The sequence below is a fragment of the Curtobacterium pusillum genome, from assembly GCF_013359865.1.
In the GTDB taxonomy this organism is placed as follows: Bacteria; Actinomycetota; Actinomycetes; order Actinomycetales; family Microbacteriaceae; genus Curtobacterium; species Curtobacterium pusillum.
In genome coordinates this window covers 91,880-114,980 of record NZ_JABMCE010000086.1, presented here as the reverse complement: position 1 = coordinate 114,980, position 23,101 = coordinate 91,880, and the positions used below count along the sequence as shown (strand labels likewise).

The 23,101-nt window shown below is 69.5% G+C and carries 28 protein-coding genes; 16 read left to right on the top strand and 12 right to left on the bottom strand.

The features are described 5' to 3' along the window. The first annotated feature begins 38 nt into the window (after nt 1-38). The 6 genes from HP507_RS16835 (at nt 39) to dnaB (ending at nt 5,235) form a co-directional block, all read left to right on the top strand. A complete protein-coding gene (locus HP507_RS16835; protein WP_175352953.1) occupies nt 39-1,475 on the top strand; it encodes a CCA tRNA nucleotidyltransferase in 1,437 nt (478 codons plus the stop codon). A 158-nt stretch (nt 1,476-1,633) separates the two neighbouring features. Continuing rightward, nucleotides 1,634-2,011, top strand: coding sequence for a 30S ribosomal protein S6 (rpsF, locus tag HP507_RS16830; RefSeq protein ID WP_175352952.1), 378 nt, complete (start codon nt 1,634-1,636; stop codon nt 2,009-2,011). 3 nt (nt 2,012-2,014) lie between these two features. Further along, nucleotides 2,015-2,572: a single-stranded DNA-binding protein gene (locus HP507_RS16825; RefSeq protein ID WP_175352951.1), complete on the top strand. Its 558-nt coding sequence runs from the start codon at nt 2,015-2,017 to the stop codon at nt 2,570-2,572. A gap of 47 nt (nt 2,573-2,619) precedes the next feature. After that, complete coding sequence (rpsR, locus tag HP507_RS16820) at nt 2,620-2,877, top strand: 30S ribosomal protein S18 (protein WP_017887834.1); 258 nt, start codon at nt 2,620-2,622, stop codon at nt 2,875-2,877. A gap of 14 nt (nt 2,878-2,891) precedes the next feature. Further along, nucleotides 2,892-3,344, top strand: a complete 453-nt coding sequence (gene rplI / locus HP507_RS16815) for a 50S ribosomal protein L9 (RefSeq protein ID WP_175352950.1) — start codon at nt 2,892-2,894, stop codon at nt 3,342-3,344. Nucleotides 3,345-3,867: 523 nt separating this feature from the next. Beyond that, nucleotides 3,868-5,235, top strand: coding sequence for a replicative DNA helicase (gene dnaB, locus HP507_RS16810; protein WP_175352949.1), 1,368 nt, complete (start codon nt 3,868-3,870; stop codon nt 5,233-5,235). 197 nt (nt 5,236-5,432) lie between these two features. Here dnaB and HP507_RS16805 read toward each other — a convergent pair whose 3' ends face one another. From HP507_RS16805 to HP507_RS16790, 4 genes are read right to left on the bottom strand one after another with little or no spacing between them, the layout of a single operon-like run. Next, a complete protein-coding gene (locus HP507_RS16805; protein WP_175352948.1) occupies nt 5,433-6,485 on the bottom strand; it encodes a Gfo/Idh/MocA family protein in 1,053 nt (350 codons plus the stop codon). Beyond that, nucleotides 6,482-7,510: a Gfo/Idh/MocA family protein gene (locus HP507_RS16800; protein WP_175352947.1), complete on the bottom strand. Its 1,029-nt coding sequence runs from the start codon at nt 7,508-7,510 to the stop codon at nt 6,482-6,484. Before HP507_RS16800 ends, HP507_RS16805 begins: the two co-directional genes overlap by 4 nt. Nucleotides 7,511-7,520: 10 nt before the next feature. Then, nucleotides 7,521-8,462, bottom strand: a complete 942-nt coding sequence (locus HP507_RS16795; protein WP_175352946.1) for an ROK family protein — start codon at nt 8,460-8,462, stop codon at nt 7,521-7,523. Beyond that, on the bottom strand, nt 8,462-9,703 hold the full coding sequence (locus HP507_RS16790; RefSeq protein WP_175352945.1) for an ROK family transcriptional regulator: 1,242 nt from the start codon (nt 9,701-9,703) through the stop codon (nt 8,462-8,464). The genes HP507_RS16795 and HP507_RS16790 overlap by 1 nt, the downstream gene beginning before the upstream one ends. 137 nt (nt 9,704-9,840) lie before the next feature. On the opposite strand from HP507_RS16790, the gene HP507_RS16785 reads away from it, so the two are divergent. Genes HP507_RS16785 through HP507_RS16775 form a run of 3 tightly spaced genes read left to right on the top strand, consistent with a single transcriptional unit; the run spans nt 9,841 to nt 13,052 of the window. Next, nucleotides 9,841-10,758, top strand: coding sequence for a carbohydrate ABC transporter permease (locus tag HP507_RS16785; protein WP_175352944.1), 918 nt, complete (start codon nt 9,841-9,843; stop codon nt 10,756-10,758). A gap of 9 nt (nt 10,759-10,767) precedes the next feature. Continuing rightward, on the top strand, nt 10,768-11,697 hold the full coding sequence (locus tag HP507_RS16780; protein ID WP_175352943.1) for a carbohydrate ABC transporter permease: 930 nt from the start codon (nt 10,768-10,770) through the stop codon (nt 11,695-11,697). A 44-nt stretch (nt 11,698-11,741) separates the two neighbouring features. Beyond that, the gene (locus tag HP507_RS16775) at nt 11,742-13,052 is read left to right on the top strand and encodes an ABC transporter substrate-binding protein (RefSeq protein WP_175352942.1); all 1,311 of its coding nucleotides are present in this window, start codon (nt 11,742-11,744) and stop codon (nt 13,050-13,052) included. Nucleotides 13,053-13,296: 244 nt separating this feature from the next. Here the strand turns inward: HP507_RS16775 and HP507_RS16770 are convergent, their stop codons facing one another. The 3 genes from HP507_RS16770 to HP507_RS16760 all read right to left on the bottom strand — a co-directional run bounded on the left by HP507_RS16770 (nt 13,297) and on the right by HP507_RS16760 (nt 14,534). Then, the gene (locus HP507_RS16770) at nt 13,297-13,602 is read right to left on the bottom strand and encodes a putative quinol monooxygenase (RefSeq protein ID WP_175352941.1); all 306 of its coding nucleotides are present in this window, start codon (nt 13,600-13,602) and stop codon (nt 13,297-13,299) included. A 44-nt stretch (nt 13,603-13,646) separates the two neighbouring features. Next, a complete protein-coding gene (locus HP507_RS16765; RefSeq protein ID WP_175352940.1) occupies nt 13,647-14,105 on the bottom strand; it encodes an ester cyclase in 459 nt (152 codons plus the stop codon). A 66-nt stretch (nt 14,106-14,171) separates the two neighbouring features. Continuing rightward, on the bottom strand, nt 14,172-14,534 hold the full coding sequence (locus HP507_RS16760) for a DUF4267 domain-containing protein (RefSeq protein WP_175352939.1): 363 nt from the start codon (nt 14,532-14,534) through the stop codon (nt 14,172-14,174). 104 nt (nt 14,535-14,638) lie between these two features. On the opposite strand from HP507_RS16760, the gene HP507_RS16755 reads away from it, so the two are divergent. Both HP507_RS16755 and HP507_RS16750 read left to right on the top strand, forming a co-directional pair. Then, complete coding sequence (locus HP507_RS16755; protein WP_175352938.1) at nt 14,639-15,172, top strand: TetR/AcrR family transcriptional regulator; 534 nt, start codon at nt 14,639-14,641, stop codon at nt 15,170-15,172. 81 nt (nt 15,173-15,253) lie between these two features. Further along, nucleotides 15,254-15,700 (top strand): universal stress protein, encoded by a 447-nt coding sequence (locus HP507_RS16750; RefSeq protein ID WP_175352937.1) that lies wholly within the window; start codon nt 15,254-15,256, stop codon nt 15,698-15,700. A gap of 20 nt (nt 15,701-15,720) precedes the next feature. On the opposite strand, the gene HP507_RS16745 is transcribed toward HP507_RS16750, so the two are convergent. After that, nucleotides 15,721-16,179: a MarR family winged helix-turn-helix transcriptional regulator gene (locus tag HP507_RS16745; RefSeq protein WP_175352936.1), complete on the bottom strand. Its 459-nt coding sequence runs from the start codon at nt 16,177-16,179 to the stop codon at nt 15,721-15,723. A 61-nt stretch (nt 16,180-16,240) separates the two neighbouring features. On the opposite strand from HP507_RS16745, the gene HP507_RS16740 reads away from it, so the two are divergent. From HP507_RS16740 to HP507_RS16725, 4 genes are read left to right on the top strand one after another with little or no spacing between them, the layout of a single operon-like run. Continuing rightward, nucleotides 16,241-16,609, top strand: coding sequence for a VOC family protein (locus HP507_RS16740; RefSeq protein WP_175352935.1), 369 nt, complete (start codon nt 16,241-16,243; stop codon nt 16,607-16,609). A gap of 36 nt (nt 16,610-16,645) precedes the next feature. Then, nucleotides 16,646-17,005, top strand: a complete 360-nt coding sequence (locus HP507_RS16735; RefSeq protein WP_175352934.1) for a GMC family oxidoreductase — start codon at nt 16,646-16,648, stop codon at nt 17,003-17,005. Nucleotides 17,006-17,014: 9 nt separating this feature from the next. Continuing rightward, a complete protein-coding gene (locus HP507_RS16730) occupies nt 17,015-17,572 on the top strand; it encodes an AAA family ATPase (RefSeq protein ID WP_175352933.1) in 558 nt (185 codons plus the stop codon). 59 nt (nt 17,573-17,631) lie between these two features. Next, on the top strand, nt 17,632-18,120 hold the full coding sequence (locus tag HP507_RS16725) for a DUF4126 family protein (protein ID WP_175352932.1): 489 nt from the start codon (nt 17,632-17,634) through the stop codon (nt 18,118-18,120). Between the two features lie 142 nt (nt 18,121-18,262). Here the strand turns inward: HP507_RS16725 and HP507_RS16720 are convergent, their stop codons facing one another. After that, nucleotides 18,263-19,711: an MDR family MFS transporter gene (locus HP507_RS16720; RefSeq protein WP_175352931.1), complete on the bottom strand. Its 1,449-nt coding sequence runs from the start codon at nt 19,709-19,711 to the stop codon at nt 18,263-18,265. 70 nt (nt 19,712-19,781) lie between these two features. Between HP507_RS16720 and HP507_RS16715 the strand changes: the two genes are divergently transcribed. After that, nucleotides 19,782-20,753: an NAD-dependent epimerase/dehydratase family protein gene (locus HP507_RS16715; protein ID WP_175352930.1), complete on the top strand. Its 972-nt coding sequence runs from the start codon at nt 19,782-19,784 to the stop codon at nt 20,751-20,753. Between the two features lie 80 nt (nt 20,754-20,833). Here the strand turns inward: HP507_RS16715 and HP507_RS16710 are convergent, their stop codons facing one another. Genes HP507_RS16710 through HP507_RS16700 form a run of 3 tightly spaced genes read right to left on the bottom strand, consistent with a single transcriptional unit; the run spans nt 20,834 to nt 23,096 of the window. Next, nucleotides 20,834-22,024, bottom strand: coding sequence for an MFS transporter (locus HP507_RS16710; RefSeq protein ID WP_271207357.1), 1,191 nt, complete (start codon nt 22,022-22,024; stop codon nt 20,834-20,836). Continuing rightward, complete coding sequence (locus tag HP507_RS16705; protein WP_175352929.1) at nt 22,021-22,227, bottom strand: hypothetical protein; 207 nt, start codon at nt 22,225-22,227, stop codon at nt 22,021-22,023. The genes HP507_RS16710 and HP507_RS16705 overlap by 4 nt, the downstream gene beginning before the upstream one ends. Further along, nucleotides 22,224-23,096, bottom strand: coding sequence for a helix-turn-helix domain-containing protein (locus HP507_RS16700; RefSeq protein WP_175352928.1), 873 nt, complete (start codon nt 23,094-23,096; stop codon nt 22,224-22,226). The genes HP507_RS16705 and HP507_RS16700 overlap by 4 nt, the downstream gene beginning before the upstream one ends. Nucleotides 23,097-23,101: the final 5 nt, after the last annotated feature.

Below are 23,101 nucleotides of genomic sequence, written 5' to 3'. Positions count from 1 at the left end.
AGAACTCGTTGACGCGATCTGGGAGGATGAGGACCGTCATGCAGTCCGTTGCCCAGGCCGTCGAGCGACTCGACGCACTCGCCGCCACCGAGCCCGTCGCCCTCCTCGCTCGGGCCTTCGCCGACGCCGGGCACGAACTGGCGCTCGTCGGCGGGCCCGTCCGGGACGCGTTCCTGGGTCGGCCGGTCACCGACCTCGACTTCACCACGGACGCCCGCCCGGACGACATCCTGCGCATCGTGGAACCCGTCGCGAGCGCCACCTGGGACGTCGGGCGCCAGTTCGGCACGATCGCCGCCCGTGTCGCCGGCGAGCAGGTGGAGATCACCACCTACCGCAGCGACGTCTACGACGGTGAGACCCGCAAGCCCGAGGTGGCGTTCGGCGACACCATCGAGGACGACCTGCTCCGCCGGGACTTCACGGTCAACGCGATGGCGCTCCGCCTGCCGGCACGGGAGCTCGTCGACGTGCACGGCGGCGTGGAGGACCTGCTCGCCCAGCGGCTGCACACCCCGCAGGCCGCGCGGGTGTCGTTCCGTGACGACCCGCTGCGGATGATGCGGGCCGCACGCTTCACGGCCCAGCTCGGGTTCGCGGTCTCGGACGAGGTGCGCGAGGCCATGAGCGACCTCGTGGACTCGATCGACATCGTCTCCGCTGAACGTGTGCGTGACGAACTCGTCAAGTTGCTGAACACGAGCGACCCGGTGCCCGGCGTGCGGCTGCTCGTCGACACCGGCCTCGCCGAGCGGTTCCTGCCGGAGCTGCCCGCGATGCGGCTCGAGATCGACGAGCACCACCACCACAAGGACGTCTACGAGCACTCCCTCACCGTGCTGTCCCAGGCGATCGGGTACGAGGCCGAGCGGCATCCCGGCGAGGCCCCGGACACCACGCTGCGACTCGCGGCGCTCCTGCACGACATCGGGAAGCCCGCGACCCGGAAGCTCGAGCCCGGTGGCGCGGTGAGCTTCCACCACCACGACCTCGTCGGCTCGAAGCTCGCGAAGAAGCGGCTCCGTGCCCTGCGCTTCGACAACGACACGATCGCCGCGGTGAGCCGGCTCATCGAGTTGCACCTCCGGTTCTTCGGCTACACCGACGGCGCCTGGACCGACTCCGCCGTCCGCCGCTACGTGCGCGATGCCGGCGAGCAGCTCGAGCGCCTGCACGAGCTGACGCGCTCCGACGTCACCACCCGGAACCGTCGGAAGGCCGATCGACTCGCCTTCGCGTACGACGACCTCGAGGACCGGATCAAGGAGCTGTCCGAGCAGGAGAAGCTCGACTCGATCCGCCCCGACCTGTCCGGCGACGACATCATGCGGATCCTGGGCATCCCCCCGGGCCGCGCCGTGGGCGAGGCGTACCGATTCCTGCTCGAGGTGCGCATGGACGAGGGCCCCCTCGGCCCCGATGACGCCGAAGCGCGTCTGCGCGCCTGGTGGGCCGACCGTGACCCGACCACCTGACGGACGGGACGTCGTCCACATGCCGGTGGCGCGCCTCCAGGCCGTCCGCTAAGCTTGCCGGGTTGTCCGCACGCACCTGTGTGGCAGGACACATGCATCAACCCTCCTGCTCCGGGAACCGCCCGGAGCCGTTCGAGACCAAAGGAGGTGGGTTCCGCATGCACCAGTACGAACTGATGGCGATCCTCGACCCCGAGATCGATGAGCGCACCGTCGCTCCCAGCCTGGACAAGTTCCTCGCGGTCATCCGCAACGACGGTGGCACCGTCGACAACGTGGACGTCTGGGGCCGTCGCCGGCTCGCGTACGAGATCGCGAAGAAGTCCGAGGGCATCTACGCCGTCGTGGACTTCACGTCCTCCCCCGAGGCCGCCAAGGAGCTGGACCGTCAGCTCGGTCTCTCCGAGGCCGTGCTCCGCACGAAGGTCCTCCGCGCCGAGGAGGCGATCGCTCAGGTCGCCGCCCAGAAGCAGCGTGACGAGGCCCGCGCGGCTCGCAAGGCTGCCAACGCGACCGCGACCGCGAGCGCCGAGTAACCCGTGGCCGGCGAAACCGTCATCACGGTGGTGGGCAACCTCACCGCGGATCCGGAGCTGCGCTACACGCAGAACGGGCTCGCCGTGGCGAACTTCACCATCGCGTCCACTCCTCGCACGTTCGACCGTCAGGCGAACGAGTGGAAGGACGGCGATGCGCTGTTCCTCCGCGCGAGCGTGTGGCGCGAGTTCGCCGAGCACGTGGCGGGCTCGCTGACGAAGGGCTCGCGCGTCATCGCGCAGGGTCGTCTCCGTCAGCGCTCGTACCAGGACCGTGAGGGCCAGCAGCGCACGAGCATCGAGCTCGAGGTCGACGAGATCGGCCCCTCGCTCCGCTACGCGACCGCCCAGGTCACCCGTGCTTCGGGTGGCAACGGCGGCGGTCGTGGCCAGGTCGGCGGCAACGCCGGCGGCGGCCAGCAGGGCGGCGGCTGGAACAACGGCGGCGGTCAGTCGGATGCGCCCTGGTCCCCGCAGGGTGGCCAGCAGGGTGGCAACGCACAGTCGAACGACGTGTGGAGCACCCCGGGCGGCACGTACGACGACGAGACCCCGTTCTGATCCTCCGCGGTTCAACGGACACAACTTCTTCTTCTTAAGGACAAACAATGGCTGGAAAGAGCACCGGCGACCGCCGGAAGCCTCGCGGTAAGGGCGGCAAGAACGCCGCTCCCGCGAAGTCGATCAAGGTCGGCGTCATCGACTACAAGGACGTCGCGACCCTTCGCAAGTTCATCTCGGAGCGTGGCAAGATCCGCGCCCGTCGCATCACCGGCGTCTCCGTCCAGGAGCAGCGCCTCATCGCCCGTGCCGTGAAGAACGCCCGTGAGATGGCGCTCCTCCCCTACGCCGGCTCCGGCCGCTGATCGGAGGACTTCACATGTCGAAGCTCATCCTCACCCACGAGGTCTCCGGCCTCGGTTCCGCCGGTGACGTCGTCGACGTCAAGAACGGCTACGCCCGCAACTACCTGATCCCGCAGGGCTTCGCTGTCGCGTGGTCCAAGGGCGGCGAGAAGCAGGTCGAGTCGATCCGCGCGGCGCGTGCCGCTCGCGAGCTCGCCACCATCGAAGAGGCCCAGGACCTCAAGATGAAGCTCGAGAACGCGACCATCCAGCTGTCCGTCAAGGCCGGCAAGGACGGGCGCCTGTTCGGTTCCGTGCGTCCCGCGGACGTCGCCGACGCCGTTGCGGCGCAGGGCGTCGGCTCGCTCGACAAGCGCAAGGTCGAGGTCCCCGCGACCATCAAGACCGTCGGTGACCACGAGGCCACCGTGCGCCTGCGCGAGGACATCACTGCCGTGATCTCGCTCAAGGTCGTCGCCGCCAAGTAACACTGGCAGCGGTCTCCGCTCACGACGGGCGGGTCTCCTCCGGGAGGCCCGCCCGTCGTCGCGTTGTGGGCTTCCGCGGCTTCGCATCGGCCTGGAGGCGCGGCTCGTTCTGACCTGACCGGTTACTTCTCAGACAGGGTCGCGGTCGCTGGGAACAGGTTGGGAGCGTTGTCCTCAGGTTCGCGTTTGTCAACTCTTTTTACACAGGTGAAACGAGCGGATCGACAACCTTCAAGGGGTACTTGAACCCCACTTCTCCACACACGGTGTGGAACAGAAAACCCCAGGTCAGGCGGTCGAACGTGTGTTCCCCACGGGAGTTGTCCACACCTTCGTCCACAGTTCTCCACACAGCACTCCGGCGTGTTCCGCAGGCTCTCCACAGAGTTATCCACAGGGGCATTTGCTGGGGATAACTTTGTCCCCGTAGCTTGGCCCAGCGACTCGGCGATGTCGGTCGCCGGGGGTAGAACAGGCACGGCTGGTTGGTTCGTGGCCTGTCGTTCAATCAAGAGGAGCAAGTGTGTCGATCGCGCATCTCGAGCCCGCACCGCAGGACTTTGCGGAGCGCGGTGGCACGGAGCGCACGCCCCCGCACGACCTCCTGGCCGAGCAGTCGACCATCGGCGGCATGCTCCTGTCGAAGGACGCCGTCGCCGACGTCATCGAGACCGCCCGTGGCGTGGACTTCTACATCCCCAAGCACGAGGTCATCTTCGACGCGATCCTCTCCCTCTACTCGCACGGTGAACCGACCGACGTCATCGCAGTCACCGACGAGCTGACGAAGACCGGCCTGCTCTCCCGTGCCGGCGGCGCCGAGTACCTGCACAGCGTGACGAGCATGGTGCCCACCGCCGCGAACGCCGGGTACTACGCCGCGATCGTCGCCGAGAAGGCCGTGCTCCGGCGCCTCGTCGACGCCGGCACGCGCATCGTGCAGATGGGGTACGCCTCCGAGGGTGAGGTGACCGACCTCGTCAACAGCGCCCAGGCCGAGGTCTACAACGTCGCCGGCGGTGTGCAGACCGAGGACTACGTCCCCCTGACCGACGCCATCTCCGCCGCACTCGACGAGATCGAGGCCGCGAAGGGCCGCGACGGGCAGATGACCGGCGTCCCCACCGGGTTCGCGCAGCTCGACGGCCTCACCAACGGCTTCCACCCCGGACAGCTCATCATCATCGCCGCACGACCGGCACTCGGGAAGTCGACGCTCGCGCTCGACCTCTGCCGCGCGGCCGCCATCAAGCACAACGAGACCGCAGCGTTCTTCTCACTCGAGATGGGCCGCGCCGAGATCGCGATGCGTCTGCTCTCCGCCGAGTCCAGTGTGCCGCTGCAGAACATGCGCAAGGGCACCGTCGACTCCCGCGACTGGACGACCATCGCGCAGACCCGTGGCCGCATCAACGACGCCCCGTTCTTCATCGACGACTCCCCCAACATGACCCTCGTCGAGATCCGGGCGAAGTGCCGCCGCCTCAAGCAGCAGCACAACCTCCGCATGGTCGTCATCGACTACCTGCAGCTCATGACCTCCGGCAAGAAGGTCGAGTCCCGTCAGCAGGAGGTCTCCGAGTTCTCGCGAGCGCTGAAGCTCATGGCGAAGGAACTCCAGGTTCCCGTCGTCGCGCTGTCGCAGCTGAACCGCGGGCCCGAGCAGCGCGCCGACAAGAAGCCGCAGATCTCCGACCTCCGTGAGTCGGGTTCGATCGAGCAGGATGCCGACATGGTGATCCTGCTGCACCGCGAGTCGGCGTACGAGAAGGACAACCCGCGGCAGGGTGAGGCGGACCTCATCGTGGCGAAGCACCGCAACGGGCCGACGGACACGATCACGGTGGCGTTCCACGGGATGTTCTCGCGGTTCGTCGACATGCCGCAGTAAAACCCTGTATCGCGTACAGGCAACTTGTCCGACTGCCACTCAGCATGTCTGAAATACGAGTCAGGATACGTTGTCCGAGGATGTGCCGTGTGCCGGTGTGACTCCGGCCGCGCAGATTCGGTACCAAGCCGCGCTCTCGCCGACATCGCGATCGGAACGACTCGTCACTGAGTGGCAGTAATTGGTGAGGGGTGAATTCAGCCAGCCTGGCGGACCACCGCCGTCTCGCCGACCACCTGTACCGTCCGCCCTGTCGCGACCGACTCCTGCGCCGCCAACACGATCGAGAGGGTCCGCAGCCCGACGTGCACGTCTGGCTGCGGCTGCTCGCCTGACCGGACCGCGTTCACGAAGGTCCGCAGCATCGCCTTGTCGAAGTCTGGACCGTACCGGGACTCGATCGGCAGCCCGGTCTCGGCGGCGATGCCCCGTGCGGCGGCCCCGAAGAAGTCGATCGACACGGAACCGCCGGTCCCTGCGACGTCGAGCGTGAGGCCGCCCCACACAGCGGACGTGTCCGGCTTGCTCCAGGAGCAGTCGATCCCGGCGACCACGCCGTTCGCGTACGTGATCGTCACGAGCGCGGCCGTCTCGGCCTGGGCGCGTGCGGCGTGCAGCGTCCCGTTCGCCACGGCGGTGACGGCCACCGGCGCCGAGCCCATCAGTCCTTCGAGCATGTCGGCGATGTGCACGACGTGGTCGACGATGGCGCCGCCGCCGGACAGCTCCGGCTCGGTGAACCACGAGCGGGTGATGGGAAGCATCCCGTTGTTCGCCCCGCGGATCGCGTACAGCTGCCCGAGCGAGCCGGAATCGTGAGCGGCGCGGAGCTTGCCGAATGCCGAGGCGAACCGGACGGGGAACGCGATCATGAGCATGACGCCGGCGGCTTCGACGGCATCGCGAATCGCGATGCCGTCCTCCCACGTCGTCGCGAGGGGCTTCTCGCAGAGGATGTGCGCCCCCGCTGCCGCAGCGGCCTCGACGAGTTCGCGGTGCCGGGCGTTCTCGCTCGTGACCACGACCGCATCTGGTCTCCAGGCGAGGAGTTCGTCATAGCTCTCCAGGTAGGAGACGCCGAGCTCGTCGGCGAGGTCGCGGCCTCGTAGTTCGACGAGGGACTCGCCTGTACTGACCCCGCCAGGGTCGGAGCCGCGGACCTCGACGCCCGGCATCTCAGCAAGCGCGGCGAGGTACCCGATCGCGTGCGTGTGTGCGAAGGACATCACGCCGACTTTCAGATCGGTCATGCGAGCACCTCCGCGCCGGCCGGGACGAGGGAAACCGGCTGTCCGGTCTCGAGGGACTCGAGAGCAGCGTTGGCGATGCGGACGGCCTCGATCCCGTCCTCGGCGCTCACACGAGGGTCCGGGCCGCCGGCGAAGGCCGCCGTGAACTCCTCGAGTTCCGTGCCGTAGGGGTCGTCTGCGGGGTCGATCTGCGGCAGGAAGCCGTCCAGCGCGTCTTGTGTTGCGAGGTCGGTGACGTAGTCCTGCTCCGCACGCGACGAGTGCGACAAGCTGCCGAGGGTGCCGGTGACGGAGTATTCCGTCGAGAACCCGAGGTGCGGCGGGCCCCAGATCCCGGCGACGTGGGTGATCGCCCCGGACGCGTGGGTGAGGAGCACGTGCGCCGCTTCGACCGGGGCGGCGTTCTCGCCGCCGCGGACACTCACCGCGGAGACGCGGACGACGTCGCCGGCGACCCAGCGAGCGATGTCGAGGTCGTGGATCATCTGGTCCATGATGATGCCGCCGGACAGTGCCCTGTCGGCGAACCAGGGGGTGCGGGTCGGGAAGGCACCGGACCGCACGAACCGCAGGACCGCGAGGTCGCCCAGGAGGCCAGTGGTGACGGCTTCCTTGAGGCGCACGTACGCGGGGAAGAAGCGGACGACGTGGGCCGGGTAGAGCCGGCGACCCGCGTCGCGAGCGCGCTCCGCCAGGTCCGCCGCGTCCGCATCGGTGCGGGCGAGGGGCTTCTCGGAGATGACGTCCTTACCGGCGGCGAGGGCAGCGCGGACCACCTCGGCGTGCGCGAACGTCGGCGTGACGACGTCCACCACGTCGACGACTGCGAGCAGGTCGTCGAGCGAGTCCACGACGGTGATCGAGGAGCAGGCGGCTTCGGCCGCTGAGGTGAACGCGGCGGCGAGTTCCGAGCCGCCGTCCAGTGCGTACACGGTGACCGGGCCGAGCCGGAGCAGTCCGGGCATGTGGGCGTAGGCGATACCGCCTGCGCCGACGAGGCCGATCCGGGGGGAGGTGTCGGACATCAGGGCTCCTTCACGGGGTGCTGGTGGACTGGGTGTTGACGAGGATGGCGGCGCCGGCGAGGCCGGCACCTGCACCGACGAGTGACTGTTCGATGTTCGGCAGGGCACGCCAGCGCATCCGTTCGGCGACGGCCGCGCGGAGCGGGACGAGCAAGCGGTCGCCCGCTTCACCGAGACCGCCGCCGATGATGACGGCACCGGGGTCGAGGACGGCGGTGAGCATGACGACGCCCGTGGCGAGGGCCTCGACCGCTTCCTGCCAGACGCGTGCTGCGATCGGGTCGGTGCCGACGAGGTCGACGAGCTCGCGGGTGCTCCCCGCGAGGGCACCGCCGGCCTCCCGGTAGCGGCGGAGGACGTTGCCGGCGGATGCGTAGACCTCGACGCAGCCGCGCTGCCCGCACGTGCAGACCTCGCCGTCCGGGACGACGGGGACGTGGCCGAACTCGCCCGCGCCGCCGGTCGCACCGTGCACGATCGTGCCGCCTGTCACGACCGTCGCCGAGACGCCCGTACCGATCGGGATGAAGACGAACTCGTCGACGGGCTTGTCGGCGGCCAGCCGAGCTGCGCGTTCTGCCCGTGCGGCAGCCCGTGCATCATGCTCGAGTGCCACCGGGACATCGAACCGCGCGGCGAGCAGCTCGGCGATGGGCAGGTCGGTCCAACCGAGGTTCACCGCGACCACGACTCGTCCCCGCTCCGCGTCGACGAGGCCCGGGGAGCAGAGCCCGATCCCGGTCAACGTGCGGCCCGATGCGGTGGCGCTCGCCGCGAGTTGGGTGACGAGCGCGGTGACGGCCGCGAGGGCAGGACCGCCTGGTCCGTCCGCCACCGCGCTCATGCCGGTGGGGAAAGTGGCGACGGTCGCGCGGTCGAGCACGGTGCCGTCGACGTCGAAGAGTGCGCCCTTGACCGTGGTGCCACCGATGTCCACCGCGACGACGGCCATCAGGCGCTCCGCACCTGGAGGTCGTCGACCGAGGTGGCCTGTCGGGCGAGCTCATCGATGCGCGCGGGGGCGAGTACCTCGTCGAGCGCGAGCACGATGCCCCCACGGATGCCGGCATCGCGCGGTACCCGACTGGCCCGGACGTCGAGGTCGTCCGCGACGAGCGGCAGGCACATCCGGTAGAGCTCACTCCGGATGGCGGCGACGAGAGGCGGTGAGGCGGACATCGCGCCGGCGAGCACCACCTCGCGCGGGTTGAAGAAGTTCGCGATGCCGGCGAGCACCCGGCCGATCATGGCGCCGGCCTCGCGCAGCTCCTCGACCACGGCGGCGTCGCCCTGAGCGCCGAGGCGCAGCAGGTCGCTCGTGGAGGCGATGTCGTGGCCTGCGGCGCGCAACCGGGCGATGATGGCTCCGCCGGATGCCACTGACTCGAGGCAGTTGGGTACGCCGCATGTGCAGCCGATCGCGGCGCTGCCCTCGACTGCGGTGTGCGAGACCTCTCCGGCGGCCCCGCCGACGCCCCGATGGAGCCGGCCACCCGCGATGACCCCGCCGCCGATGCGAGTGCCGAGCTTCACGGCCACGAGGTTCGAGCGCTCGGCCGGCTCGGTGTCGGAGCGCTCGGCGAGGGCGATGAGGTTCGCGTCGTTCTCGACGAGCACCGGGGCGTCGGTGTGCTGCGCGAACAACGAACCGAGTGCCACGTCGTGCCACGACGGCTCGAAGCTCGGGGTGACGATGCGACCGCTCGGGTACGCGATCGGCGCGGGGACACCGATCGCTGCGCCACGGAAGTCGGCCATCGACCGGCCGGCAGCGTCTGCGAGTCGCTCGAAGCGCCGCCAGAGGTCTGCGACGGCGGCGGCAGGACCGTCGGCGCGGGGGAGCGGGTCCGACGTGTCGGTGTGGTCCGTGTCGGCGAGAGTCCGCCCGGCCAGGTCGCTCAGCACGATTCGCGTGTGGTTCGCCCCCAGGTCAGTCGCCGCCACGAACCCGGCGTCGCCGTCAAGCTCGAGGCGCCTGGCACGTCGTCCGCCACGGGAACCCTCTGCGCCGACCTCGTGTACCAGGCCGAGTTCGACGAGCGCGTCGACGCGGAGCCCGACGGTGGACGGCGCGAGCCCGATGGCGCGGGCGAGGGTCGAACGCGAGGTCGAGTCCCCGACACGGATGAGGCGCAGCACGTCGCCGACGGACCCGTGGACGTGGTCGACGTCCTGGTAGTGGCGGTGGTTCATGGCGTCATGCTAGCCCCCGGTTGTGTCGAGCGTCGAAGAAAGTTTGTCGATTGAAGAGTGTTTACTTTTCGTCATCGACGGGTAATGTCTTGGAAACAGATGATTCCTAGCGTTCAACGAAGAACGAAGGAGGCACGATGCCGAGTGCTGTGGCAGCACCACCACGCTCGTCACTGGAGCGCAAGGAAGGTCGAGCGGGCTACGCCCTGATCGCCCCGACGAGCATCCTGCTGGCGCTGTTCTACCTGTACCCGCTGGTCCAGACCGTCGGATACTCCTTCACGAACTGGAACCCGGCTACCGGCGTGGCCGGAGACTTCGTCGGGCTCGACAACTTCGCCGGGTTGCTGCGGGACGACGAGTTCCTGCAGGCCGCGGGGAACACCGCGCTGTACGTGGTGATCGTCGTCCCGGTGACGATGATCCTGGGGCTCTTCTTCGCCGCGCTCCTCGCGCAGCCGTTCCGCGGCCGCGGCGTGTACCGAGCACTCCTCTTCGTGCCCTACATCGCCCCGATCGTCGGCAGCGCGCTCATCTTCAGCTTCATTCTGTCGCCCCTCGGCGGGATCGTGAACGGTGTCATCACGGCACTCGGCGGCCCGCCCATCGGCTTCTTGAACTCGGAGCCGTGGGCGCTCGTGAGTGTCATGGTGTTCTCCGTCTGGCAGGGCGTCGGCTACGCCATGATCATCTACTCGGCGGCACTCACGAACATCCCGGCGAGCTACCACGAGGCTGCCACCCTCGACGGCGCCGGGCCGATCCGCCGCTTCTTCACGATCTCCCTGCCGCTCGTCGCACCGACCACCGGATTCCTTGCGGTCACCGGCGTGATCGGCGCCCTGCAGGTCTTCACGCAGGTGTACGTCCTGACACAGGGCGGCCCCCTCGGCTCGACCGAGACGATCCTCTACTACATCTACCAACAGGGCTTCGTCTTCTTCCACGGCGGCTCCGCCAGCGCCGCGGCCGTGGTCCTGCTCCTCGTCGGCATCGTCGTCGCCGTCATCCAGCTGCGGTTCATCAACCGCCGCGACCCGATCGAGCTGACCTAGGAGATCGACGTGACCCACTTCGAAGCTGACGCCCCCTTCGCGGGCGCACCACGTGCCTCCCGGCCACTTTCCACAGGAGCCGTGTCCGTACCCCGTCGCCGCCGGCCGCTACGAGCACGCTGGCGCAAGACCAGCCCTGCGGTCCTCCGGCACGTCATCCTGCTCATCGCTGTCGTCGTGTTCTTCGGACCGTTCCTGTGGATGGTGCTGACGAGTTTCAAGTCGTCGGCGGAGGCGCTCGCCTTCCCGCCGTCGTTCTTCCCCCACGAGTGGCGGTTCGACAACTACAGCGAGGTGTTCAGCGTCGCGCCGTTCGGGGTTTACTACATGAACTCGACGATCGTCGCCGTCCTCACCACGCTCGGGCAGATCGTCACCAGCCTGGCCGCCGGGTTCGCGTTCTCCCGTCTGCACTTCCCGGGCAAGAACGTCGTGTTCGTGATCCTGCTCGCCGCGCTGCTCGTGCCGTTCGAGGTCGTGTTCACCCCTCTCGTCAGCCTGCTGTCCTCGCTCGGCTGGCTGGACAGCTACCAGGGCCTCATCGTCCCGAACATCCCCTCCATCCTCGGGGTGTTCCTGTTCCGGCAGTTCTTCACTTCGTTCCCCACCGAGATCGAGGACGCGAGCCGGGTCGACGGCGCCGGCGTCTGGCGGCGGATGTGGTCCGTCGTCACACCGATGGCGGCACCCATGATCGGCTCCTTCGCTGTCCTGTCGTTCGTCTACAACTGGAACAACTTCTTCTTCCAGTTCCTGGTCGCCACCAAGACCGAGTTCTTCACCGTCTCCGTCGGACTCACCCAGCTGCAGTCCGCCAACGCAGCAGAGAGCTTCAACCTGCTGATGGCCGGCTCCACACTGGCGATCCTGCCCGTTTTCATCGTCTTCCTGATCTTCCAGAAGCAGATCGTTTCGGCAATGGCCGGCGGTTTGCGCTGAGAACCCACCGCACCATCCCTCCCGAGGTCCGGAAAGGACATCCCATGCGATCACGATTGCTCGGCGCAGCAGCACTCGCCATCGGCGTTGCCGTCACACTCACCGCCTGCGGCGGCGGATCCGTCACCGGCAACAGCGGCGGCTCCGACGGCAAGACCCAGATCACGGTCTGGCACAACTACACCGGCGCGCAGGCGAAGGAGGCGAAGAAACTCATCGACGAGTTCAACGACTCGCAGGACGACATCCAGGTCACCGCCCAGTACGCCGCGCAAAGCGACCAGTTCGATGCGAAGCTCATCAATGCGCTGAAGAACGACACCGGGCCGAACATGGTCCTCGGGGACAGCACGCCGCAGAAGATCGGTCAGGTCGTCGAGACCGGGAAAGTCGTCCCGCTCGACGATTACCTCTCCGACTCCGAATCCGACATCACCACGGACAGCTTCACAGAGGGGAAGCTCGCGACGGGCAAGTTCGAAGACAAGACGTACACGCTGCCGACCGACATCGGGGACTACGCCGTCGTCTACAACAAGGAGATGTTCAAGGAAGCCGGGATCACCGACACCCCGACCACCTGGGCCGAGCTCCAGGAGGACGCCAAGAAGCTCACGAAGGGCACCACTCAGTACGGGATGTACTTGCCCATCGGCACTGGCGAATGGCCCGTGTTCACCTACCAGTCGATGCTCTGGAGTGCGGGCGGCGAGTTCCTCAACGAGGACAACACGAAGGTCGAGTTCAACAGCGACGCCGGCGTTGAGGCGCTCACCGCGTGGACCGACATGTTGAAGGACGGTTCGGCGTACCCGCAGTCCCTCATGACCTCGACGTCGAACGGCGGAACTCCGGCGCTCACGGCGAAGAAGGCGGCGATGGCGATCACCGGTGCCTACGACCTCGGCACTCTCGACGAGGCGCTCGGCAAGGACAACGTCGGTGTCTTCGCACTCCCGGGGATCCAGGAGAACGCGATGAACCTCGGGACGAACAACTCCTACCTGCTCGACGGAACCAAGGCTGAGAAGGATGCCTCGTGGGACTTCATGCAGTGGTGGCTGAGCCCGGAGGTCGAGGCGAAGTGGGACATCGCGACCGGACTGCTGCCCGCCAACACGGCGACGAACGACAACGCCACCTGGAAGAAGTACCTGAAGGACAACCCGCGTCTCGAGGCGTTCGCGGACGAGATCTCGTACGCGAAGTCCCGCCCGTCGATCGTCGCCTACGGTGAGGTGAGCGAGGCGTTGTCGAAGGAGCTCGAGAAGGCGATGCTGCTCAAGGAAAGCCCGAAGGACGCACTCGCGACGGCGGCGAAGAACGCACAATCGGTGCTCGATTCAGCCGACTGAGCTCCCACGGCCGCCGATCCGTACACGGTGGAGCAGCGTGGACCGTCTGACGTGGCGCAGAGGGCCCGTCCCGGATTCCTCCCGGGACGGGCCCTCCGGCTGACCGCTGCAGAGTCGCGGCGCGGCGCTGGACGGTCGCGGCGAGACAGGGTTCGCAGCACGAGACCGGCTGGGAGTACGTTCTCGTGAACCTGCTCAGTGCTGCCTCCCGATGAACGTTCGGCAAGCGCGAGCACCCATCGAGTCAGTCGCCCCGGAGCGGCGAACCCACCACCTCGAACCGGAACCCGCCGAATCGACCGTCGAGCAACGGCCTCGCATCGGCGATGGCTGCCATGACGTCCGGTTGCCGCAGTGAGGCCTGGTGCGCCGCGGCACTCTCCCACAGCTCCACGACGAAGACCGTCTCCGGTTCGTCTTCGTTGACGCCGACCTCGTAGGCGGTGCATCCCAGTTCACGGAGCCGGTCGTTGCGCTGCGTGAGGCGCGAAACGAGTTCATCCCGCTTGCCGGGGAGTGTGCCGAGCGTGCCTGCGTTCACGTACGTCATGGCAGGAGGCTAACCGCAGCGTCGGCACGGCCCGGTGACCACGCTCAGCCCCAGGCTGGGCGGGCGGGAGCGTCCGCGGGTGCGTTGAGCTGGGCCATGAGTCCGGCGAAGTCCTCGAGGTGCCAGGTGATGACGATCCGGCCGTCGCGGACCTGGTGGACGTCCATGGTGCGCATCTCGAGGCGCTTGCCGGTGGGTTCGAAGCCCATGAACGCGCCGCGATGGGTGCCGCTGACGGTGTTGCGGACGGCGACGCGGTCGCCCTGGACGATGAGGTCCTCGTGGGTCACGGCGTAGTCCGGCATCGCGTGGCGGAACGCGGCGATCTGCCCTGCCATGCCGGCGGGGCCCTGCTCCTGACCGGGTGCGAGGGGGATGTCAATCCAGTCCTGGGCGAGGACCTCGTCGTGGATCGAGGTGTCGCCGGTGCGGAACGGTTCGTAGAAGCGGCGTACGACGTCGAGGATCTCGGTGTCGGACTGCTGGGGGTTCGGGGTGCTCATGATCGTGCCTTTCCGGTGGTTGCGGTCGAGGTGGCGGGGAGAAGGGAACGAGAGGTGGTGCGAGTGTCAGGCGAGTGCGAGGACGAGGCCGGCGACGATGAGCACGAGTGCTGTGGCGCCGTGCACGCTGATGGCGTGTCGGAGGGTGCCGCCGCCCGTGGCGACGATGATCGCGTCCCCGATCGGGGTGATCGCGGCCGCGAGCAGCGCCCACCCGAACACGTGTGTGCCGGCGACGGCGAGGACGACCAGGGGCACGATGCCGGACGTGATGTCGCGGACGCCCTTGATGTTCGTCAGGGCGCGGACGTTGCCTTCGGGGACCCCGAAGCCCGCGACCGCGATCGTGGGTGCGAGGAGGAAGCGGGCCCCGATGAAGAGGATGAAGAGGCAGCCGAGGGTGGCGACGACGAGAGCGGCGATGGTCACGGTGAGGACCTTTCCAGAGGTTGGATAACAACGTTCCATAACAACGCTAGCACTCGGCTCCAGCGTTGACTACCGCCGTTAGGTAACCCTGCTACGGTTGCTGCATGTCACCTCGCCCAGCCCCGGACCTCGACCAGCGCCGCGACCAGATCACGCGGGCGGCCCGGGCAGTCGCAGAAGCCGACGGGTGGGAGGCGGTCACGATGCGCCGTCTCGCCAGCGAGCTGGGCGTCACACAGCCGGTGCTCTACTCGGCGTTCGCTGGCGGGCGGCAAGCGCTCATCGACGCTGTCGCGCTCGACGGCTTCGTCGCCATCGCGGACGCACTCGAGGCGGTCGCTCCTGAACCGATGGCGCGTATGCGTGCCTACCTGGAGTTCGCCCTGGCCCGACCGCAGGTCTACGAAGCGATGTTCTCCATGCCGTCGGGGCTGGAGTTCGGGGGTGGGGAGGGACCGGAGCCGCTGCGGCGTGCATTCGCAGCGATCAGCACCGCGTTCCCGGACGGCGACGTCACGGCGGCCGAGGTCGCGTGGGCGACGGTGCACGGGCTCGCCACCCTGCAGATCAGCCGACGCTTGCCGGAGGTGCGCGCCGAGGCTCGCCTGGACTACGCGCACGACGCGTTCACCCGGTAAGCCGCGCCGACCCCCCCGAGCTCGTGGTGCTTCTGCACTCGCGACGTCACCACGAGGGCCCTTCAGGAGGATCCTGGGGGCATGGACACCAACGACATCTCCACCACGGGCCGGGTCGTCATCGGTGTGGACGGCTCCGCCCCCTCGATCGCCGCGCTCCGCTACGCGGCCGTGATCGGCGGCGCCCTCGATGCCGAACTGACCGCCGTCGCCGTGTGGCAGGCACCGATCGCGTACGGCGAGGCCGCCCTGTACTCCACCTGGTCCCCCGAGGACGACGCCCGCAACATGCTCGCCGACATCACCCAGAAGGCGTTCCCGGACGGTCCGCCGCACGGGTTCCGGACGGCGCTCGTGCACGGCTCCGCCGCCAAGGCGCTCGTCGAGGTGAGTCGCGACGCGGCGATGCTCGTCGTGGGCAGCCGCGGTCACGGCGGGTTCGCCGGGCTCCTCCTCGGTTCGGTGAGCAGCGCGTGCGCGGAGTACGCCTCGTGCCCGGTGCTCGTCCATCACGGTCGGCACGACTGAGACGTCCCCGGAAGGCTCTGCTACCGACCGTCGGCGTCGTCGCGGAGCGACCGGACCATGCTCCGCAGCGCCCCGAGCGCCGCGGTCTGCTCTTCCGGCGTCATCCCGCCGAGCATCCGCACCTCGACCCCGCGCACGGCGGCCGACGCCTCCTCGAGGCTCTTCCGCCCGCGAGCGGTCAGCCGAGCCGGGAGCGCCTTCCCCACAGGCGCTTCCGCCGGCCGGGTCACGAACCCGTCCCGTTCGAGTCCCTGCAGCAGCACGTTCATCGACTGCCGGGTCACGAACGCGCCCCGCGCCAGCTCGGAGTTCGACAGGCCGGGGCGCTGCGCGAGCAGTTCGAGGCACGAGTAGTGCGTGACGGTCATCCCGAGCGGACGCAGCACCGCCTCCATCGCGACGCGCAGGGCGCTCGACGCCTCCTTGAGCAGGTACCCGAGGGACGTGTCCAGGTCGATGCGGGCTCCGTCTTGACTCATGTCAGAATTCTGACATAGATTGGTCCGTGTCAGATACCTGACACAAGCGAAGGAGTACACCATGCCCGTCACCGGCCCCGACTTCATCTCCCTGCAGACCCGCGACCTCGACGCGTCGCAGGCGTTCTACGAGCAGTACCTCGGCCTCGTCCGCTCGCAGGCCGGCCCGCCGCACGCCGTCGTCTTCGAGACCACCCCCATCGCCTTCGCCCTCCGCGACCTCGTCCCGGGCACCGACCTCGACTCCGTGTCGCAGCCCGGCATCGGCGCGGCGATCTGGCTGCACGCCACCGACGTCCAGGCCATCCACGACGCGCTCGTCGCCGACGGGCACACGATCGTCTCCGCACCGATCGACGGTCCGTTCGGCCGCACGTTCACGTTCTCGGACCCGGACGGCTACCACGTGACCCTCCACGACCGCGCCTGACGTCGCGTCCCGACGCGAACACGGCCTGGAGGCGCGGTGCGCGTCCGACCCGCACCGCGCCTCCAGGACGGGTCCCGTCACCACCCCGTCCGCGCACGCGACCACACCAGCGCCCGGAGCGCCGACTGGCTCCGTGCGGCCGGGGCCACCCGAGTCGCCGAGCTGCACGGCCCGCTCCGCGGCACGAGCGGCGGGCAGCACCAGGCCGGGACGCTCCGGATGGGGACCGACCCGGCGACGTCGGTCGTCGACCCCTTCGGGCGGGTCTGGGGCCACGACAACGTCCGCGTCGCCGACGGGTCCGTGCACGTCACGAACGGTGGGGTGAACCCGGTGCTGACGATCTTCGCCACGGCGATGCGGACGATCGACGCGTTGGTGCACGCGCGGGCCTAGGGTGTCGGCATGAGCAACGGCGTGGGGGCGCGGAGTCGCCGGCGGGGGATCGTCTGGCTGAACGGTACGCACGGCGTCGGCAAGACCACCACGGCACGGCTCCTGCAGCCGCTCCTGCCGGACGCCCGGTTGCTCGACCCGGAGAAGGTCGGCGAGACCCTGATGGACATCCGGCCGCAGCTCGGGGCCACCGACGACTTCCAGCACTGGGACCCGTGGCGCCCACTCGTGGTCGAGACGGCGCGGCGCGTGCTGGACTACGCCGGCGGGACGCTCGTGATGCCGCAGACCGTCCTCGTCGAGCGGTACTGGCGGGAGATCGCCGATGGCCTCGCCGCACACGGCATCCCGGTCCGGCACTTCGTGCTGCACACCGACCAGGAGACCCTGCGGGAACGCATCCGCAACGACGCCGACATGGGTCCGTCGACGTTCCGGTTCAGCCGCGTGGAGCCGTACGCCGAGGCTGCGCGCACCTGGTTGCACGCCGCGGCCGAGGTGGTGGACACGACGAACAGGTCCGCCGAGCAGGCGGCGCAGCGGATCGCCGCCGCCGTCCTGCGCTGAACGTCAGCGACGCCGCGGAACGCGAGAGTAGCTTCCGAACGGACACGACAGGAGCGACGATGAGCAAGAACAACGAGCAGCACACCCTGGTCCGCACCCTGGTGCTGGGCATCTTGAGCGGCGGCCGGAGCGCCACCCCGCTCGCGGTGATGGCACTGAACCACGACCGATCCTCGCTGAAGGGATCGTGGCAGCAGTGGAAGGTGTTCAGCACGCCGCTCGGCCGTGGGCTGCTCGTGGCCTCCGCCGTCGGGGAGATCATCGGGGACAAGCTGCCGAAGACCCCGAACCGCATCTCCCCCACCGGCCTGGTCGGACGCATCGGCGCCGGGGCGCTCGCCGGTGCCGCGCTGGGCACGACGGGCAAGCGCGACCTCCGCATCGAGGGTGCGATCCTCGGTGGCGTCGGCGCGCTCGTCGGCAGCTTCGTGGGCTGGGGCGCGCGCAAGCTCGTCGGGGCCACGACGAGGCTCCCCGACCCGGTCGTCGCGCTCGCCGAGGACGCCGCGACCATTGCCGGCTCGGTCAAGGTCGTCACCGCTGAGTGACGCCCGGCCGGCCACGGCCCACTGACGGACTGGAGGGACGGTGCCAGCTGGCACCGTCCCTCCGGGCACGGCCGTCGCCCCGCTGGCGCGGTGCGCCGGTAGCGGGTCGCAACGCGCCTCCGGTTCGGTCTTCGGTCGCGCCTCAGGCCGGAGCCGCCTCCGCAGCACCGGCGATGCCCGGCTCCCGCCGGTGCGCCGGCATGAACATCACGGCGACCAGGAGCACGAGCGCGACCATCGCGATCGACAGGAAGACCAGGTGCATGGCGGTCATGAGTCCCGCACCCTCCGGCACCCCCGCCGCGTTCAACTGCACGTGCCCGTTGACCACGGCACCGAACACCGCGACGCCGACCGCGGACCCCATGGACCGCGCGAACATGTTCGTCCCCGTGACCGCCCCGCGTTCGTTCTGCCTGGCCGACGACTGCGCCGCGATGAGCGTCGGCACGGCGGTGAGGCCCATCCCCGCACCGATCACGAAGCAGAACACCGCCACGAGCCACACGGACGACCGGCCGCCGAGCGTGATCGTCAGGAGTGCGCCCAGCAGCACCAGCGACGATCCGATGACGCTGGTCACGCGGAAGCCCCACCGCAGGTAGAACCGACCGGCCTGGGACGCCGAGATCGGCCACCCGAGCGTCAGTGCCGCCAGGGCGAAGCCGGCGATGAGCGCGGACGTCCCGAGCACGTCCTGCGCGTAGATCGGTACGTACGTCGACAGGCCCATCACGACGACGCCGATCACGAGGGACGCGATCGTCGACGCCGCCACCACCCGCCGTCGCAACAGCGCGAGCGAGAAGATCGGCTGCTCGACCCGGAGCTCCACGACGATGAAGGCGGCGAGGAGCACGAGCGCGGCGGCGAAGATGCCGATCGAGGCGCCGGAGTTCCACGCCCAGGTCGTCCCGCCCTCGAGCAGTCCGAGCAGCAGCGCGGTCGTGCCACCGGCGAGCAGTCCGGCGCCCAGGTAGTCGATGCGCTCCCGGCGCTCCCCCACGGCTCTGTGCTCGTGGTACGAGCGGATCAGCATGAACCCGGCGACGACCGCCAGCGGGATGTTGATCCAGAAGATCCACCGCCATGCGCCGACCTCGCTGAAGACCCCGCCGAGCGTCGGTCCGACCACGGAGGAGATGCCCCACACCGACGCCAGGTAGCCCTGGGTCTTCGCGCGCTCCTCGAGCGTGTAGATGTCGCTCGTGATCGTCATCGAGATCGGCAGCACCGCCCCGGCCCCGAGGCCTTGCACGACCCGCGCCGCGATGAGCACGGGCATCGACCACGCCGCGCCGCACAGCACGGAACCGAGCAGGAACAGCCCGATGCCGACGACGAGCAGGCGCTTCCGTCCGAGCACGTCTGCGAGCCGCCCGTAGATCGGTACGGAGACGGCCTGCGCGAGCAGGTACACCGAGAACAGCCACGGCAGCTGCTGGAAGTGCCCGAGGTCGGACGCGATCGACGACGACGCCGTCGCGATGATGGTCGAGTCGAGGGCGACCAGCGCGGTCGCGAGCATCAGGGACAACAGGATCGGGCCGCGCTCCGAGCGCAGGCCCACACCGTCGGATCGGGCAGCCATGGAAGCCGCAAGTCCGTTCCGCCACCGAACATTCCGAGCCGGCCAGCACTTTCGGCCTACGGTGACCGACATGCGCATCGTCGTCATCGGAGCCACCGGTCACATCGGCACCTTCCTCGTCCCCCGCCTCGTCCGCGCCGGCCACGACGTCGTGACCGTCACCCGCGGCACCCGCACCGCCTACGCCGACTCGCCGGAGTGGGAGCAGGTCGAGCGGGTCACGGCCGACCGCGAGCAGGAGGACCGCGACGGCACGTTCGGCGCCCGCATCGTCGGACTCCGACCGGACGCCGTCATCGACCTCGTGTGCTTCACGCTGTCGTCCGCCGAAGCCCTCGTCACGGCGCTGCGCGGGACGGACGCGCACCTCGTGCACTGCGGGTCGATCTGGCGCGTGGGGGTGTCGCACGTCCTCCCGATCACCGAGGCGAACGCCACCCCGCCGTTCGGTGACTACGGCGTCCAGAAGGACGCGATCGCCCGCATGCTCAAGGAGGAAACCGCCTCTGGGGGTCTCGTGACGACGTCGCTGCACCCCGGGCACATCAGCGGTCCGGGCTGGCCGCCGATCGGCCCGCTCGGGAACCTCGACCCGTCCGTCTGGACGAAGCTGTCCGCCGGTGAGGTGCTCGAGGTCCCCGGACTCGGCGCCGAGACCATGGCGCACGTGCACGCGGACGACGTCGCGCAGGCGTTCCAGCTCGCCGTCGAGCATCGGGACGCCGCCGCCGGCGAGGACTTCTTCATCACGGCCCCGACCGCGCTCACCGCGCGCGGGTACGCCCACCTGGCAGCGTCGTGGTTCGGCCAGGAGGCGCGGCTCGACTCCGTCTCGTGGGACCGGTTCCGCGAGACCACGCCTCCCGAGCACGCCGGTGCGAGCTGGGAGCACCTCTCGCGGAGTCAGGTGTTCAGCATCGAGAAGCCCCGGCGGCTGCTCGGCTACGAGCCGGCGTACACGGCCGAGGAGACCGTGCTCGACGCGGTCCGCTGGCTGGTGTCACACGGCGAGGTCGAGGTGGCGCTCCCCCTCGTCGTCTGAGCCCGTCCCCACGCATCTCACGCCGGGGGAGGGTTCCCCGCGCAACCAGGCGATGGCGCGAGCCTCCGTTCCGCCCGCCCTCAGTGAGCAGCAGTGACGACCAGGCCGCGCCGACGGTGGGCGGCCCACACCGTCAGGGCGAAGCCGACCAGGACGGCGCCGCCGACACTGACCGCCGTCCACCCGCCCGCGTTCCACAGGACGGACGCGACCGCCGATCCGATCGAGCCACCGACGAAGTTGCCCGTCACGAACGCGGTGTTGAGCCGGCTGCGGGCCGCGGGGTCGATGGCGAAGAGGCGTGTCTGGTTGAGGACGTTCGCCGCCTGTACGCCCACGTCCAGCAGCACCACCGCGACGACCACGACCACGATCGACCGTGAGCCGAGGCCGGCGACGACGAGCGAGACCAGGACGAGGGCGAGTGCCGCCCCGGTGACGGGGACGGACACACCGCGATCGTGCAGGCGACCGACCCGCTGCGCGGCGACGGCCCCGGCGAGACCCGCCAGCCCGACGAGACCGATCGCTGTCGTCGAGTACCCGAAGGGCTCTGCGCTGAGGAGGAACGTGAGTGCGGTCCAGAACATCGTGAAGACGGCGAACACAGTGGCGCTGATGATCAGGGTGACCTGCACCGATCGGTGTGCGGCGACGGCACGGAACACCGACGCGATGAGCGCCGGGTACGGCATGCGGTCGCGGCGGTCGAGCTCGGGGACGACCCGGCGGAGCAGGACGGCGAACACGAGGGCCGCGACCGCGGCGATCGCGTAGACGGCTCGCCAGCCGAGCGCGTCCGCGACCAGTCCGCTCACCGTCCGCGACACGAGGATGCCGGTGAGGACCCCGGACGCGATGGCGCCGACCACGCGGCCACGTGATGCCGGTTCCGCGAGGTCCCCCGCGAGCGGGATGAGGAGCTGGCCGGCGACGGTGGTGAGCCCGACGAGGGCGAGGGCCACCAGCAGCACCGGGAACGACGGGGCGATCGCGGCGAAGACGAGCGTGACCGCCGACGCGACGAGCACCCCGGGGATGAGCCGCCGACGATCGAGGACGTCGCCCAGCGGCACCACGAGGAGGATGCCGAGGGCGTACCCCACCTGCGTGAGCGTGACGAGCAGCCCCGCGAGGGCGACCGATGTGCCGAGCGACGAGGCGATCACGTCGAGGAGCGGTTGGGCCCAGTAGAGGTTGCCGACCGCGGCTCCCCCGGCGACCGCGAAGAGCAGGGTCCGCGCGCGCGTCATCCCCGCGCGGTCGCTCACGGGCGCCGCCGGAAGAGCTCTCCGACGCGCCACGGCCCGGGCGCCAGCCGGACGGCCGCCTCGGCACGGATCCGGTCCTCTCGCGCATGGTCTCGGGTGAGCTCGTCGATCTCCCGTTCGGCACGGAGCCGGAAGCGGATCCGCTCGACGAACCCGAGCCGGGCCACCCGCGGCCGCGTCCTGATCGAGTCGGTCTCGCTCATGCGCCCTCCACCTCCGGGACGGCCGCCGCGGTCGTCGCGGTGAGGTTCCCGAGGAGCTGGAGGCGCTCGTCGGACGGGGACCCCGGCTCAGCGCTGTACACGACGAAGACCAGCCCGGGGTCGGTGACCAGCTCCATGGTCTCGTAGGTGAGGTCGAGGTCGCCGACGTCGGGGTGGCGCACCCGCTTCAGCCCGGTGCGGTGCCGCATGACCTCGTGCGCGGCCCAACGCTGCCGGAAATCCGCGCTGCGGGTGGACAGCTCGCCGATGAGGTCGATGAGGCCCCGGTCGTACGGCGATCGGGCGGCCTCGGCACGCAGCACGGCGACCATGTCTCCGGCGACGTCGTGCCAGTCCCGCCAGAACTCCTTGCCGCGCGGGTCCAGGAACGCGAACCGCGCGGTGTTCGGCGTCCCCGCGGGGTCGAGGAACAGCGGTGCGTAGAGCGCTCTGGCCAGCGCGTTCCCGGCGAGGAAGTCCGAGCGGCCGTTCCGTACCCACGCGGGAGCGGTCATCGCGTCGAGCACCCGCTGCACGTTCGGGCGGACGCGGTTGGTCGGATGCCGTCGGCGGGCGGTGGCCGAGGCGTTCTGGGTCCGAGCGAGGTCGAACAGGTGCGCGTGCTCGACGTCGTCCAGCCGGAGTGCTCGCGACAGCGATTCGAGGACGCTCTCGGAGACGCCCGACAGGTTCCCTCGTTCGAGGCGGACATAGTAGTCGACGCTCATGCCCGCGACCAGGGCGAGCTCCTCGCGGCGCAGGCCCTTCACACGCCGGACGCCGCCGAAGTCGGGCAGGCCGATCTGCTGCGGCGTGAGGCGCTCGCGCCGCGTGCGGAGGAAGTCCCGCACTTCGGTCCTGGTGTCCATGTCCT